General features: G+C 42.6%; 13 protein-coding genes. 12 read left to right on the top strand and 1 reads right to left on the bottom strand.

The features are described from left to right. Positions 1 to 7: 7 nt before the first annotated feature. The 9 genes from C0J08_RS19830 to C0J08_RS19790 all read left to right on the top strand — a co-directional run bounded on the left by C0J08_RS19830 (position 8) and on the right by C0J08_RS19790 (position 8247). A complete protein-coding gene (locus C0J08_RS19830; protein WP_212653618.1) occupies positions 8 to 757 on the top strand; it encodes an SDR family NAD(P)-dependent oxidoreductase in 750 nt (249 codons plus the stop codon). Positions 758 to 823: 66 nt separating this feature from the next. Continuing rightward, positions 824 to 2074 (top strand): NAD(P)/FAD-dependent oxidoreductase, encoded by a 1251-nt coding sequence (locus tag C0J08_RS19825; protein WP_212653617.1) that lies wholly within the window; start codon positions 824 to 826, stop codon positions 2072 to 2074. Further along, positions 2068 to 2853, top strand: a complete 786-nt coding sequence (locus tag C0J08_RS19820; protein ID WP_212653616.1) for a DUF1365 domain-containing protein — start codon at positions 2068 to 2070, stop codon at positions 2851 to 2853. The genes C0J08_RS19825 and C0J08_RS19820 overlap by 7 nt, the downstream gene beginning before the upstream one ends. 37 nt (positions 2854 to 2890) lie before the next feature. Then, positions 2891 to 4159 (top strand): SAM-dependent methyltransferase, encoded by a 1269-nt coding sequence (locus C0J08_RS19815; RefSeq protein ID WP_212653615.1) that lies wholly within the window; start codon positions 2891 to 2893, stop codon positions 4157 to 4159. Between the two features lie 13 nt (positions 4160 to 4172). Beyond that, positions 4173 to 4697 (top strand): DUF2878 domain-containing protein, encoded by a 525-nt coding sequence (locus C0J08_RS19810; RefSeq protein ID WP_212653614.1) that lies wholly within the window; start codon positions 4173 to 4175, stop codon positions 4695 to 4697. After that, positions 4697 to 5425, top strand: a complete 729-nt coding sequence (locus tag C0J08_RS19805; RefSeq protein WP_212656362.1) for a hypothetical protein — start codon at positions 4697 to 4699, stop codon at positions 5423 to 5425. Before C0J08_RS19810 ends, C0J08_RS19805 begins: the two co-directional genes overlap by 1 nt. Positions 5426 to 5455: 30 nt before the next feature. Beyond that, positions 5456 to 6007 carry a DUF3833 domain-containing protein gene (locus C0J08_RS19800; RefSeq protein ID WP_212653613.1) on the top strand — a complete coding sequence of 184 codons (552 nt, stop codon included), beginning with the start codon at positions 5456 to 5458 and terminating at the stop codon, positions 6005 to 6007. Positions 6008 to 6256: 249 nt separating this feature from the next. Beyond that, positions 6257 to 7810, top strand: a complete 1554-nt coding sequence (locus C0J08_RS19795) for an EAL domain-containing protein (RefSeq protein ID WP_212653612.1) — start codon at positions 6257 to 6259, stop codon at positions 7808 to 7810. A gap of 86 nt (positions 7811 to 7896) precedes the next feature. Next, positions 7897 to 8247 carry a DUF6164 family protein gene (locus C0J08_RS19790; RefSeq protein WP_212653611.1) on the top strand — a complete coding sequence of 117 codons (351 nt, stop codon included), beginning with the start codon at positions 7897 to 7899 and terminating at the stop codon, positions 8245 to 8247. 27 nt (positions 8248 to 8274) lie between these two features. Here C0J08_RS19790 and C0J08_RS19785 read toward each other — a convergent pair whose 3' ends face one another. Further along, positions 8275 to 9240, bottom strand: a complete 966-nt coding sequence (locus tag C0J08_RS19785) for a DMT family transporter (RefSeq protein ID WP_212653610.1) — start codon at positions 9238 to 9240, stop codon at positions 8275 to 8277. A gap of 112 nt (positions 9241 to 9352) precedes the next feature. Between C0J08_RS19785 and C0J08_RS19780 the strand changes: the two genes are divergently transcribed. The 3 genes from C0J08_RS19780 to C0J08_RS19770 all read left to right on the top strand — a co-directional run bounded on the left by C0J08_RS19780 (position 9353) and on the right by C0J08_RS19770 (position 13779). Next, positions 9353 to 10285, top strand: coding sequence for a LysR family transcriptional regulator (locus C0J08_RS19780; RefSeq protein ID WP_212653609.1), 933 nt, complete (start codon positions 9353 to 9355; stop codon positions 10283 to 10285). Positions 10286 to 10373: 88 nt separating this feature from the next. Continuing rightward, on the top strand, positions 10374 to 11357 hold the full coding sequence (rlmF, locus tag C0J08_RS19775; protein WP_212653608.1) for a 23S rRNA (adenine(1618)-N(6))-methyltransferase RlmF: 984 nt from the start codon (positions 10374 to 10376) through the stop codon (positions 11355 to 11357). Between the two features lie 115 nt (positions 11358 to 11472). After that, positions 11473 to 13779: a putative bifunctional diguanylate cyclase/phosphodiesterase gene (locus C0J08_RS19770; RefSeq protein WP_212653607.1), complete on the top strand. Its 2307-nt coding sequence runs from the start codon at positions 11473 to 11475 to the stop codon at positions 13777 to 13779. Position 13780 lies beyond the last annotated feature (1 nt).

Raw genomic sequence — 13780 nt, 5'->3', positions numbered from 1 at the left:
GGCTGTAATGGAAGAGGCAAAAGATAAGAAGGTTGTTTGGATAACAGGCGCAACCTCTGGCATAGGGCTTGCCTTGACTAAGCGCTATTTGAACGATGGTTGGCGAGTACTGGCAAGTGCGAGAAAACCTGGAGAGCTTGAGCCTTTGTTAGGCTCTTCTGATCATTTAACGTTTGTGCCTTTTGATATGACGGATGACAGCCAAATAGTCTCTGTTCAGGAGGTTCTTAGTTCGCATTCTGCTCATTTAGATTGTGCCATTTTAAACGCGGGCACTTGTGAATATTTGGATATTAACGAGCCTGATTGGAAAATGATGGACCGCGTTATGTCGATCAACTTTTTTGGTTTGGTGAACTGTGTCGATGTGTGTTTGCCCTTGCTAAAAAAAGCGTCACAGCCTCATTTGGTCGGTGTCAGTTCACAAGCTGTGCAAGCGGCTTTTCCTCAAAATGAAGCCTATGGTGCCAGTAAAGCCGCCATTCGGTATTTTTTGTCTTCTTTGCGTGTAGACGTGAAGCAATTCAATATTGATGTGAGCTGTTTGTTGCCGGGTTTTGTGGATACGCCTTTGACGCAAAAGAACGATTTTTCTATGCCTTTTTTAATGTCAGCGGAAGAGGCGGCAAAACGTATGTATGACGCTTTAAAATCTCGTCCTTACGAATACGCTTTTCCAAAACGTTTAAGCGCGGCTTTGTGGATCGGTCGACACTTGCCGAAATTATGGTTGTCCAAGTTAGCGCCAAAGACATAAAGAGAAGAATGAAATATAAACATCAGCTTGGCTGGTCATAATAAACATGTTTTAAGGGGACAATGAGTGAAAATTGCCATTATTGGATCAGGGATTTCCGGATTAACCAGCGCGTATCTTCTACAGCAACAACATGATGTCTCCGTATTTGAGTCGGCTGAGCGCATTGGTGGTCATACAGCGACCGTGCAAGTAGAAGAAGGCGGAAATACTCGGGCAATTGATACCGGCTTTATTGTCTTCAATGATTGGACCTACCCAAACTTTATTCGCTTAATGGATGAGCTGGGCGTGACATCGAAAGCCACAGAAATGAGTTTTAGTGTCAGCTGTCAGCGTACCGGGTTGGAGTACGGTGGTAATAACCTTAATACCTTGTTTGCTCAGCGCCGGAACCTACTAAATTTTTCTTTTATTGGTATGTTGAAAGACATTTTACGATTCAACAAAGAGGCCATCCAAGACCTTGAAGGCGGCCAACTAAAAGAAGGCGTGACGCTGGGGGAATATCTAAAAGAAAAGGGTTACGGCAGCCGTTTTGCGAGTCATTATTTGATCCCCATGGGCAGTGCAATTTGGTCATCTACCTTAGATGAAATGATGGACTTTCCCTTGGTGTTTTTTGTTCGTTTCTTTAAAAACCACGGATTGTTAAGCGTGAATGATCGCCCACAATGGCGTGTCATCGAAGGGGGATCATCGGCCTACTTACAGCCTTTGGTGGCTAAGTTTGAAGATCGTATTCAATTGGGTGCTGATATTGCCAAGGTCCAACGCGCTGAAAATGAGGTAATTATTCATTTTGGCGATGGCTCTACACAGACTTTTGATCAAGTTGTCTTTGCCTGTCACAGTGATGAAGCCTTGGCTTTGTTGGCTGATCCTTCTGCACAAGAGCAGGCTATCTTGGGGGCGATTCCGTATCGCAACAATGACGTCGTACTTCACACAGATACACGACTTTTGCCTAAGAAAAAGCTGGCATGGTCGAGCTGGAATTACCATTTAGGTACGGACAGCACCAAGCCTGCGACGCTTAGCTATAACATGAATATTCTGCAGCACTTTTCCAGTGATACAACCTATGTGGTGACCTTGAATCAAACGGACATGATCGCCGAAGACAAAATTGTTGGACGTTTTCAGTATTCCCATCCTACTTTTACGTTAGAGGGTATTAAGGCTCAGGATAGATGGGCTGAGATTAATGGCGTCAATAAGACTTGGTTCTGTGGTGCTTACTGGCGAAATGGTTTCCATGAAGACGGCTGTTGGAGTGGTGTGCGTGTTGCTAATGGACTTGGTGTTTCATGGTAGATTTTGTTCCTAAACACAGTGCGATTTATCAGGGAATAGTGCGGCATCGTCGTTTTACGCCGCGCTCCCATGCATTCCGCTATCGTGTTTTTATGATGTACTTCGACCTAGACGAGTTGGACGAGGTGTTGGCCATGAGTTCTTGGTGGTCCATGAAGAGCTGGTCTCTTGCTCGTTTCGCGCGAAAGGATTATTTCGGGGAAAATGCCCTGCCTATCAAGCAAGCGGTGTTGTCGGAAGTGAATACGCGTCTGGGGCTGAATCTTTCAGGGCCCGTTCGTATGCTGACCAATTGCCGTTATTTCGGCTTCATTATTAATCCTATCACTATCTATTACTGCTTTGATGAAGAGGAGCAACTGCAAGCCATGTTGCTCGAAGTGACCAACACGCCTTGGAACGAAAAAATTCCTTATGTTTTAAAGTGTGATCCAAGTAATCAAACGCAGCGTATTAAATTTAACAAAGAGATGCATGTATCGCCTTTTCATCCAATGGAACACTTTTATGATTGGCGTAGCAATGTTCCGCACCAAAAGTTAGCGGTACACATGCAGAACAAAGAATTAAAAGGTGAACAATGTGTATTTGATGCCACTTTATCGCTAAATCGCATGGCTCTAACGTCAAGCTCAATGGCTAGGGTGTTGTTTACTTACCCTGTGATGACAATGAAAGTGGCGTTTGGGATTTATTGGCAAGCACTTAAGCTTTGGATGAAAAAGGTACCTTTTTATTCGCATCCGAATTCATCGTCAGTTACTACTAAATCTAAATAATAAGTTAAGTATAAAACGCATTAGGAGAGTAACCAGTATGAACTCCGTCAGTATGGATAACCAAAAAGTGAGAAAAAATCGTACAACAACATGGTTTGATAATCTTGCCCGTAAAATGGTGTTTACCATGTTAGGAAAATTGGAAGTGGGTCACCTAACTCTAGAAGAAAATGGTGAAGTTTATTCTTTTGGTGAAGCGAAAGAAGACACTCAATACATTGCTCATATTCATGTTCATGATATTCATGCTTATCGTGATGTTTTTCAAAACAGCAGTATCGGTGCTGGCGAAGCCTACATGAAGGGCTGGTGGTCGTCTTCCGACGTGGTGGCGGTGATTCGTTTGATGGTCGCTAACTTGAACTTGATCAACAAAATGGACGCGAAGCGCCCAATCTGGAGCCGTATTGGTGCCAAGATTATTCACAAGTTAAATGCCAATACCAAGAAAGGTTCTAAAGATAACATCTCAGCCCATTATGATTTGGGGAACGATTTCTTCTCCTTGTTTTTGGATCCGACCATGATGTATTCGTCGGCCGTTTATCCTCAGGTTGATGCGTCTTTAGAAGAAGCATCGGTGAATAAGTTAGATCGCATCTGTCAAAAGCTACAACTCAATAAAGACGATCACTTGCTAGAAATTGGCACGGGCTGGGGTGGTATGGCGATTCATGCCGCGAAGCATTACGGTTGCCAAGTAACGACGACCACCATCTCGAAAGAGCAATACGAGTTTGCTAAAGCGCGAGTAGAGGCGGAAGGTTTACAAGATAGAATCACTCTATTGCTGGAAGATTATCGAGACTTACAAGGTCAATATGACAAGCTAGTATCGATTGAGATGATCGAAGCGGTCGGTCACGAATATTACGACAGTTATTTTTCCAAGTGCAGTGCGCTTTTGAAGCCTCATGGGGTAATGGTGATTCAAGCGATTACCATTGCGGATCAGCGATACGATTATGCGCGCAGCTCGGTAGACTTTATTCAGCGCTATATTTTCCCTGGCGGTTGCCTTCCTTCCAATCAGGTTATTGCCCATAAAATTGCGTCTAAGACGGACATGCAAATCGTCGGTTTAGAAGACATCACAGAGCATTATGCCAAGACACTTGCGGACTGGCGTACACGTTTTCATGCGGCTCGCCGAGAAGTCGCCGAGATGGGCTTTGATGATGTGTTTTGTCGCATGTGGGACTTTTACCTCGCTTATTGTGAAGGTGGCTTCAAAGAACGTGCGATCAGTACTGGACAATTTATTTTTGCCAAGCCTGATCACCGTTTATCTATCGTGCAAGGGTAAGAGGGTGAATGGCATGAAATCTTTGATGAATGCCATTTTGTTTCAAACCGTATGGTTTGTCTGTTTGTTGGCTGGCAGCGTATGGGCGCTGGTCGCCACGGCTTTGTATTTGTTTTTGCATGATCGCTACTTTATGGCTTCACGGCGTGAGTGGCGATTACTGCTGTTTTTTTTTCTGCTTGGCGTTGTGATTGATGGCGCCATGTTTCAATTTGGTATTTTTACCGCCAATCAAAGTGAAATAGGTGAGTTAAATTTGCCACCTGTTTGGCTACTTTGTCTTTGGGTAAGTGTGGGGACTTTGTTTGCCCACAGTTTAACTTTTCTACGCTCACGTTATGTATTTGCGGCTTTACTCGGTGCAATAGGGCCTACCATGAGTTACTTCGCTGGAGCAAATTTGGCCGGTATTACACTAGCGACTCCCATTATGTTGAGCCTGTTTATTGTTGCTCTTGTTTGGTCAATGGTATTGCCGTTAGGCGTATGGCTTTGTGAAAAATGGGCATTATTTCCAACAGAAGGAGACAGAAGGTGATGAAAGGTATGGTTCATGAACTATTTCCAAAGCGATATTTTATGGTGGCTGTGCTGGCATTTTTATTTAGTTCTTCCAGTATGGCAGAAGAGGGTTTTTCTAAGCTAGTTGGCAGTGCGTATAGTGTGGAAACGGGCACTCTGTTATACCGAGAAACTCATCAAAAAGTGAGTGAAGATATTTATAAAGTTGAATACTCAGAGCCAGATGGGCAGATTTTTGCGAATAAAACCTTAGATTTTTCTAAGTCTCGAATCACACCCAGTTTCTCACAAGTGAATGAGCGCAATGGCGAAAAAATAAGTGTCACCCAGTCAGGCGACTTACTAAAAATAAGTTATCAAGAAAACAATACGGCTAAGGTTGAAAAAGATTCCGTTAAATTAGTGGCTGGTATGGTCGTCGATGCGGGTTTTGATGCCTTTGTAAAACAGTACTGGAATACCTTGATCACTGGGAAGGAGATGGACATTGAGTACTTAGTGCCAAGCAGGCAAACAACGTATAGCTTTCGTGTCAGTCAAATAACATGTGTTGATGGCACAAAAGAGGGAGCGATGTGTTTTGCCCTTAAGCCTGTTTCTTGGTTTGTCCGGTTGGCGCTAGATCCCATTGTCGTAGCATACGATCCAGCAGATAAAAGGTTATTGAGATTTACAGGGCGAGCAAACATTTGTGATGAGCAAGGCAAATATCAAACTGTCGACATTCAATATCATTATATGTAGTTGTTTTTATAGGTTCTTAAAGGAGTGGGTATGAATCATTTACGGCGAGCGATTTTAGCGAAGGTTTCTATTATTTTATGTTTGTTTTTCATGACGGCTTGTTCTACACCAGAAGTCTCTTTGTATTCTAAAAATGAGCCTAAGTTCGAGTTACAAACGTTTTTTTCGGGCCCTTTAACCGCTCATGGTATTTTGAAAAATCGCAGTGGTGAAGTGATTCGCTATTTCAACGCCACCCTTGAAGGTAGTTGGGAGAATGGGGTTGGTACTCTTGAAGAAGAGTTTTTATTTGACGACGGTGAGGTCCAAAAACGCACTTGGGTGATGACGCCTGACGCTAATGGTCAGTATACAGCAACAGCCAATGATGTGATTGGAGAAGGTGTGGTGAAAACATCGGGCAATGCCTTGTTTATGAAGTATGTCTTACAGGTTCCCTATGATGGTGATTTGATTGAAGTTAATGTAGATGATCGAATGTATATGGTTGATGAGGGGATTGTGATGAACGAATCCATCATGACGAAATTTGGTTTTGAAGTGGGTTACTTGTCCATTGTGATTAAAAAAACACTTGAGTAATAGGATAAAGTAGCCATTATCCTGACTATTTGGATAGGAAAAGATAGTGTTAAAGGTACATTATTACTTTGCTTGATATAGGATAAGGTTAACGCGATTTCTTTTCTATTATTTAAAAAAGACTGCCTTTTGGCGGTCTTTTTTATTGGTACATTTGAATATCTATGTAATTATCAACATATAGTATTCGATATTTTTGCACAAAGTGCTTTTTAGAACTGAGAATAAACACATAAGGAGGTAGACTTAGTGTTTAAAAATATCACTGAAATAGTTCCTTCGAGAAAAAGAGTGATCTTTTTTTATAGCCTCCTTTCGTTGTTTGTTATCCTCACTATTTTTGCTATCTGCTTATATTTCTCTTTATTGCAGGATTTAGATAATCGTACTGTGGCTGCGAAACAGGCTTTGTCTAAGCAAATGGATGGGATTTTTACTGAATTAAAACAGGTTGTAGATGAAAGCAGTTTGTCTTGTGAAAAGCCTGATTTAAAGCGTTTACGACGCGTTACTTTTTACTCCCCAACCTTGAAAGAAATTGGTTTATTCAATTCTGATTTTATTGTTTATTGTTCGAGCCTAGGTCCCGCTAATATCAAGATATATGATTCGATAGTCGGTCGAATTAAAGACAGTGTGGACCGAAAGACGGTATCTTTAGTGAGTTCTAATACACTAGGGGAATCGACCTTTTTTGCCTTTTATCAACGGCCTGATGGTCTTGGCGTGAATGGACTCGCACCACCGGAAAGTATCGCAGTGAGTGTCGATCAAGTTCTATTGCCTGATTATTTTTATCAGTTGACGATTGGAAAGAAAATATTTTCTTCCAATAGAGATGGCATCGATTCCAAAGTACTTGCTAAACACCAAGAGACTTTAAGTCATTGGGCAATGACGTTGGTTGTCTTCCTACCTTCTAGTTTGTATTGGCGTCACCTATGGTCACTTTTGCCTTTTATTTTAGTGAGTTGGGTATTCTTGTTTGTTGTCTTTTATATTAGTCATTTAGTACTGATTTATTACCGACGTTCTTTACGACACTGCATTAAACGAGCAATTAAGAATAATGCTATGGATGTACATTTCCAGCCCATTGTTTCATTAAAAGAGGGTGGCGCTCATGAAATGGAAGCGCTCATCCGGTGGCGATCATTTCGCCATGGACAGGTGTCGCCACTGGTCATTGTGGATATGGCAGACCGTCTTGGCTTGATTGATGAGCTGACGTGGATGGTGATTCGCAAAGTTGGGGATTTTTACCGAGAGTATCCAGAACAACTCAGGGATATTAAAATTTCCGTGAATGTGGATAGGCATAGTCTGCTGAAAGAATGTTTTGCGCCGCACTTATCTTGTATTTTAGATGAGTATCCTGAGTTAAAAGGTCGACTTAACCTCGAAGTGACAGAAACGAGTGTGCTAGATTCTGTTGAACTGCCTTTAATGGTGAGTCGCTTTGAACACATTAAAAGTTTGGGAATTGGGTTGTCGGTTGATGATTTTGGTACTGGTTATGCGGGGTTAGACTTCCTTCGTCGTTTCCCATATGACACATTGAAGCTGGATCAAATTTTTATTGCTAGCTTGAGGGATGATCAGTTTACTCGGCAGATACTCACCTCAGTCACAAAACTAGCAAAAGAGTTGAATATGGAGTTGGTGGCTGAAGGGGTTGAGCGAGAAGATCAATTAAGTGCGGTTCGAGAGCTAGGTGTTGATAGAGTGCAAGGTTACTATTTCTGCCGCCCTCTACCGAAAGAACAAGTTATCGCTTGGCTTGAAGAACGACTTACCTTTTAAAAAAACGACTCAAAATACGAGATTGTATTATTGCCTTGCTTCTCTTACTCTCTACCGCTTAATTTCTAAGTTCAAGGTTTTATCGTATGGCAACTCTGGTTTTTCGGCTGAAATATGTTCCTGATGAAGAAGCGGATGAGATCCGTCAGTTATTGGCCGATCATGATATTGCCTTTTATGAAACCTCCGCTGGTCGTTGGCAGATTTCAATGGCAGGTCTGTGGGTGAAGGATAAAGAGCAAGCCATCAAAGCACGGGAATTGATTCGAGAAGATCAAATGGCCCGCGCCCAAACCATGCGTCCTATCTCTTTCGGTCAGTGGGTATTAGGTTATTTACAACACGCCCGCCAAAACCCATCCGAAGCTTTTTTTACTCTGATTGCCGTGCTGCTAATTTTAGGCATTTCCATTATTCCCTTTACTTTGTGGTTGTGACCGCCGCCGATCCCCTTGATGATTAACTTAAGCCGTTTTACTTGCTGATTTTGTTAATAATTCGGCTTTACGTTGTACTCTTGCACTAATCAATTGCACATTAATCGCACTGACAATGACGATGAACATACCAAACAAACTGAGTAAGTCAGCATGAGATGAACTGATGCTGCCAGTCCACCATCCCAGTGCCACGCAAAGTTCGGTTAATAGGAAAGCCATGACAGGGGCTAATGCAACAGATGCACTGACTTGTACGGTTTGCCAATAACGCATGGCTTGAGCAAATGCACCATATGCGACCAGTGTATTAAGGCAGCAGAATGCTGCTACCCATATGTCGTCAGGAGACATAGTGAGTAGTTCGCTTGGCGATGAAAATGGCAACATAACAAACAAGGCATAAACATAAATTGCCAGCAAAATATTGGTCGGTGCTAGATGTTTGAATAGGGATTTTTGGAGTAACGCATACAGAGACCAAGCAGCAGCGGACAATTGAATAATAGCAAAACCAACCCACAATGATCCTTGACCATCTTGCCCAATAACAGGGTGAAAGAAGACCAACATGCCTAGGCCAATTCCCACAAAACAAAGCCATTGTTGCCAGTTAATGCGTTCTTTTAAAAAGAATAATCCACCTAAAGCGAGGAAAAGCGGTGCGATTTGAAAACTTAATTGTGCAGAACCGGGTAATAAAAAGTCGAGGCTCCATGCGAAACTGGTGTAATTAACAATTAAAAAGCTGCCAGCGGCAAAAAGACGCAACCAATCATTTTTCGTTAATGATTTAAACTCGCCCAGTTTTCCACGTTGCCATTGCCATAATCCTAAAATGATGCCAGCGACAGAGAAGCGTAACCATGTGAGCGTGATTGGGTCGGAAAAGTGGCCAGAGAGCTTTAATGCAATCGGTAGCATTCCCCAAAACATGACAGTAATAGAGCTAAAAAAGAGGCCATATAGAAAAGTCTGTTTTGCAGTTGGCATTAAATCAACCTTGTTAAAGCGGGGTGAATAAGTGTTGTGATAATGACTTTCCCTCTGAATTAAATCCAATGCATAATGGTTCTAATTATTATGCGTAAAACGAGATTTGGTCATGATTCCTAATTCGTTACAACACTTGGATCTAAAGTCTTTAACAGGGCTTTTGTTCTTATTGGAAGAGCGTCATGTTGGTCGGGCTGCGGAGCGCCTTTATTTGAGTCAATCGGCCATGAGTCGGCTGCTTAATCGATTACGTGATGCGTTTGATGACCCTTTATTCATTCGTACTTCGAAAGGCATGGTGCCAACATCAAAAGCATTGACCCTAGAAGCGCCATTAAAGCAGATGTTAGAGCAAATGGCCGGACTGGAATCCCTTCCAGATTTTCAACCACAAAGTAGTAACCGAGTTTTTCGATTACAAACGACTCATTACCAAGCGCAAGCTTATGTGCCAGCTATAGCTGAACGTTTTTACCAAGAAGCACCTTTTGCCTCATTAGAAACGACGACCATTACGGAAACCAGTTTAGTGAGTCAGGCAGAACACTCAGTTGATGTCGTGCTATGCAGTGAGTACATTGAAATTCCTAACACATATCGCAAAGTGCTGTTGGGACATGAGAAATTTCGTTGCATCATGTCGAACAATCATCCCCTTGCGAAGCAAGATAAGATTAGCCTAGATGAGTATTTAAGCTTTTCCCATGTATTGGTAAGTATGGGGGGAACACGCCGTGTAGTGAGTGATCTTGTTTTAGCCGATAGAGCCCATGAGCGGCGTTTTGCCTTTCGTACACCGTATTTCTTATCTGCTCTGGAAACCGTAGGGCGTACGTCTTTGCTTATCAGCACAAGCGGTCTATTAGCCGAGCGATTCTGCGAACAATTTAATCTTACTATGAAGCCGTTACCCGTTGAGTTTCCTGATTCCAAATACTTTTTAAGTTGGCCTAAAAGTATTGAACGAGACCCTGCTGTAGAATGGTTTAGAAAACTGACGGAAGACGTGGTGAAAAGCTTAATTCCTTATCCTGAGTTTTGACTATTGAAGAGCGTAACACTCGGCACATTTAGTCCCTGTAGAGGAATTCGGTTATACTCGCATTTTGGTTTAAAACAATGGCATCCCTGTGGTCTTAAAAAGCAAGAATACGAAAAGCAAACGCACTAATAAGCTAGAGCTTCATCCTCGTAACCCGCATCGTGCGCGTTATGACTTTGCTTTATTGGCGGATTCTTGTCCTGAACTCTCTCGTTTTATCCAGTTGAATCAATACGGCAATGAATCGGTAGACTTTGCTAATCCCGAGGCGGTGAAAACCTTGAACCGCGCCTTACTGAGTCATTTTTATGGAGTGGCTTTTTGGGATATTCCACCAGGCTATCTTTGCCCGCCCATTCCGGGTCGAGCAGACTACATTCATTACCTTGCCGATCTATTAGCCGCCAGTAATAAAGGCGTTATTCCACGTGGTAAAGGTATTAAAGTGTTGGATGTGGGTGTGGGAGCAAACTGTGTGTATCCGATCATTGGTCATCAAGAATATGGTTGGCAGTTTGTTGGATCAGATGTGAACCCTGTTGCCGTGGCAACCTGTGACACCATAGTGAAATCCAATGCCTGTTTAAAAGGTGCCATTACGGCACGATTGCAGACTCAACCAGCAAAGCTGTTTGATGGGGTCTGGAAGGAAAAAGACCGTTTCGATTTGACCTTATGTAACCCGCCTTTCCATACCAGTGAGTCGGCGATGATCGATGAGTCTCAGCGTAAGTGGCGTGGTGTAAAAGATAACACCGCCAAAAATGATAAACCTGTGCTGAATTTTGGTGGCAAGGCTGCAGAATTATGGTGTGATGGTGGTGAGGCTGGCTTTATTTCGCGTATGGTAAAAGAAAGTGTGCAGTATGCAGATCGTTGTTTTTGGTTTACATCGTTAGTGGCTCGACAAAGCAATTTAGAGGCTATCTATCGCGCACTCAAAGCCGTCGGCGCTCGGCAAGTAAAAACCATTGAAATGGCGCAAGGTCAGAAGATTAGTCGATTTGTCGCATGGAGTTTTCTTGGTGATGATCAAATTGACTATTGGCAAGATAATTACTGGCAACATTAGAAAGCGTGTTAGATGTGGCATAAAAATGGGATAACCCCTATTATTCTTGACCATGAGTGGTTTTTTGGAATTTAAGCTAAGCAGCCTAGGTGATTAGCATTAAAGAGGTTTTAAAGTGTTAAAGAGCTTTCAAGCACGACTCATTATGTTTGTCTTAGTGCTGCTTGCGTTGGTTCAGTTAGGAACCGCGTTGGCGGTGTTATCTTCTTTAAAAGAAGATAACTACAAGCAGGGAGTTCATTCCATTGATGTCTCACGTAATGTTTTTGATTTATTTTTAGAGTCACGTGCCGAGCAGCTCACCAAAGGGGTTGAAATTCTGACCTCTGACTTTGGTTTTAAGCAAGCGGTTGCGACCAGAGAAACCGGCACAATTAAATCTGTTCTACAAAATCATGGCGCACGAATTAACGCCGACATCTCTCTTATAGTCTCTCCTAGAGGCGAACTTATTACCGCTACCCAAGATCTAAACATCAACACCACGATTGCAGACCTAGTTTTTGCTGCGCGTCGTTCTGGTGGTTCGTCAATTAGCACCATGATTGCGTTTGATAATCGCGCCTATCAGTTGGTATTGGTGCCAATTAGAGTGCCTAATGTGGTGGCATGGGTCGGCATGGCGTTTTTGCTAGATCGAGCTTTGGCGGAACAAATCAAAAATGTCACTGGTTTGGACATCAGTTTTGTTTATGAATCGTCTGATGACCATCTTATTGCGGGTGGGTCAACCTTGCCTGAGCATGAAAAGGATGTCCTTTTAAAAGACATTGGCAGTATTGAAAGTATTCTTACCACTCCCGCTTTTTCCAACGATGAAAAATACTTATCGCTTGGTGTTGACTTGGGCATGCCAAATCAATGGGGGATTATCCATTTACCTTATGGTCCATGGTTGCAGAGTTACAACAATACCCGCAACCAATTGATTTTGATTTTCACAGGGGCCTTGTCGTTAGCCTTGTTATTTGGTTTTGCTCTTGCTCGTAATATGACTAAGCCAATAGGGCGTCTGGTGGATTATGCCAAAGAGATTGGACTTGGTGGCAAGAAGGATAAGGTACATGCACCGGATGTCGGCGGCGAGTTTGGTGTTTTGTCTCATACCATGAAGACGATGCAAGATTCTATTATTAGCAGGGAAGAAGAGCTAACCTATCGCGCTTCTCATGATCAACTTACCGGTTTATTCAATCAGAGTGCTGTAGAGCATTATTTAAGCGATACCTTACCCAAAGAACAGGGTGGATTAGTGTTAGTTAATATCCGCCATTTTAAAGATATTAATAATATGTTGGGTTTTGATGTGGGGAACGCATTGCTTTCGAAAGTGGCTGAACGTCTGCAACAATGGGGACACGATGCCAACATGTTAGCTAGATTGAATGCGGATAAGTTTTTACTGATTTTTGATCGCTCCATTACTCAGCAAGATTGTAATGATTTAAAAAGCTGTTTTGCTGATGAGTTTGAAGTAGAGAAAGGCTCTAGCATTCGTCTTGATATCAGCATTGCTGTCCTTCCGTTTGAACATGCTTCTGCTAGCGTTAATAGCGCGATGCGACGTTTGGATATTGTGACCGATGAAGCCAGAGAAGCCAGCGATTTATATGTTTTCTATAAAGTGGGTCAGGATGAAAACCACCGCCGTCAGTTGACCATTATCCGTGACTTGCCTGCGGCCTTGAAGGGCGGACAGCTGTTTGTTGTTTATCAACCTAAAGTGGGTTTAGCTGGCGATGATTGCCATGAAGCAGAAGCTTTAATTCGCTGGATTCATCCAGAACTTGGCTTTTTGCCGCCGGATGAGTTTATTTCGTTATTAGAACACGCAGGTAGTATTCAGCAGTTAACCAAGTGGGTGTTGAATACTGTGTTATCTCAATTGAGTAAATGGTGGGAACAAGGTCAAGAAATACGTGTCGCGGTAAACTTATCAGCCCATGATCTGTTAGATGAGCAGTTGCCATTTATTGTATCTGAAGCCCTGTTGGCGAACCGTTTACCGACACGCGCGCTGGCGTTAGAGGTAACAGAAAGTGCGGTGATGAAGGATAGAGCGAAAGTCATCCGTGTATTAAAAGCATTGCAAGAGATGGGGGTTCATCTTGCTATTGATGATTTTGGCACGGGACAATCTTCATTGGCTTATTTACGCGAGTTGCCTGTCAATGAGGTGAAGATAGACCGAGCTTTCATTCAGTATATCGATACCAATAAAGGTGATGAATTTATTACTAAGGCCACCATAGAGCTATCCCATAGCTTAGGTTTTCAGGTCACTGCCGAAGGAGCCGAAAATGCCGAGGGCACAGCGCTTTTAAGGCATTATCATTGTGATAAAATACAAGGCTACTTCTTTTCTAAACCCTTGGTTGCAGAAGAGTTTTTTCAATGGCGTGAGGAGTTCCATTCACGTTAAA

The sequence above is a fragment of the Marinomonas sp. CT5 genome (assembly GCF_018336975.1).
GTDB lineage: Bacteria > Pseudomonadota > Gammaproteobacteria > Pseudomonadales > Marinomonadaceae > Marinomonas.
Note: the sequence above shows the minus strand (reverse complement) of the source record. Positions and strands in the feature narration are given on the sequence as shown.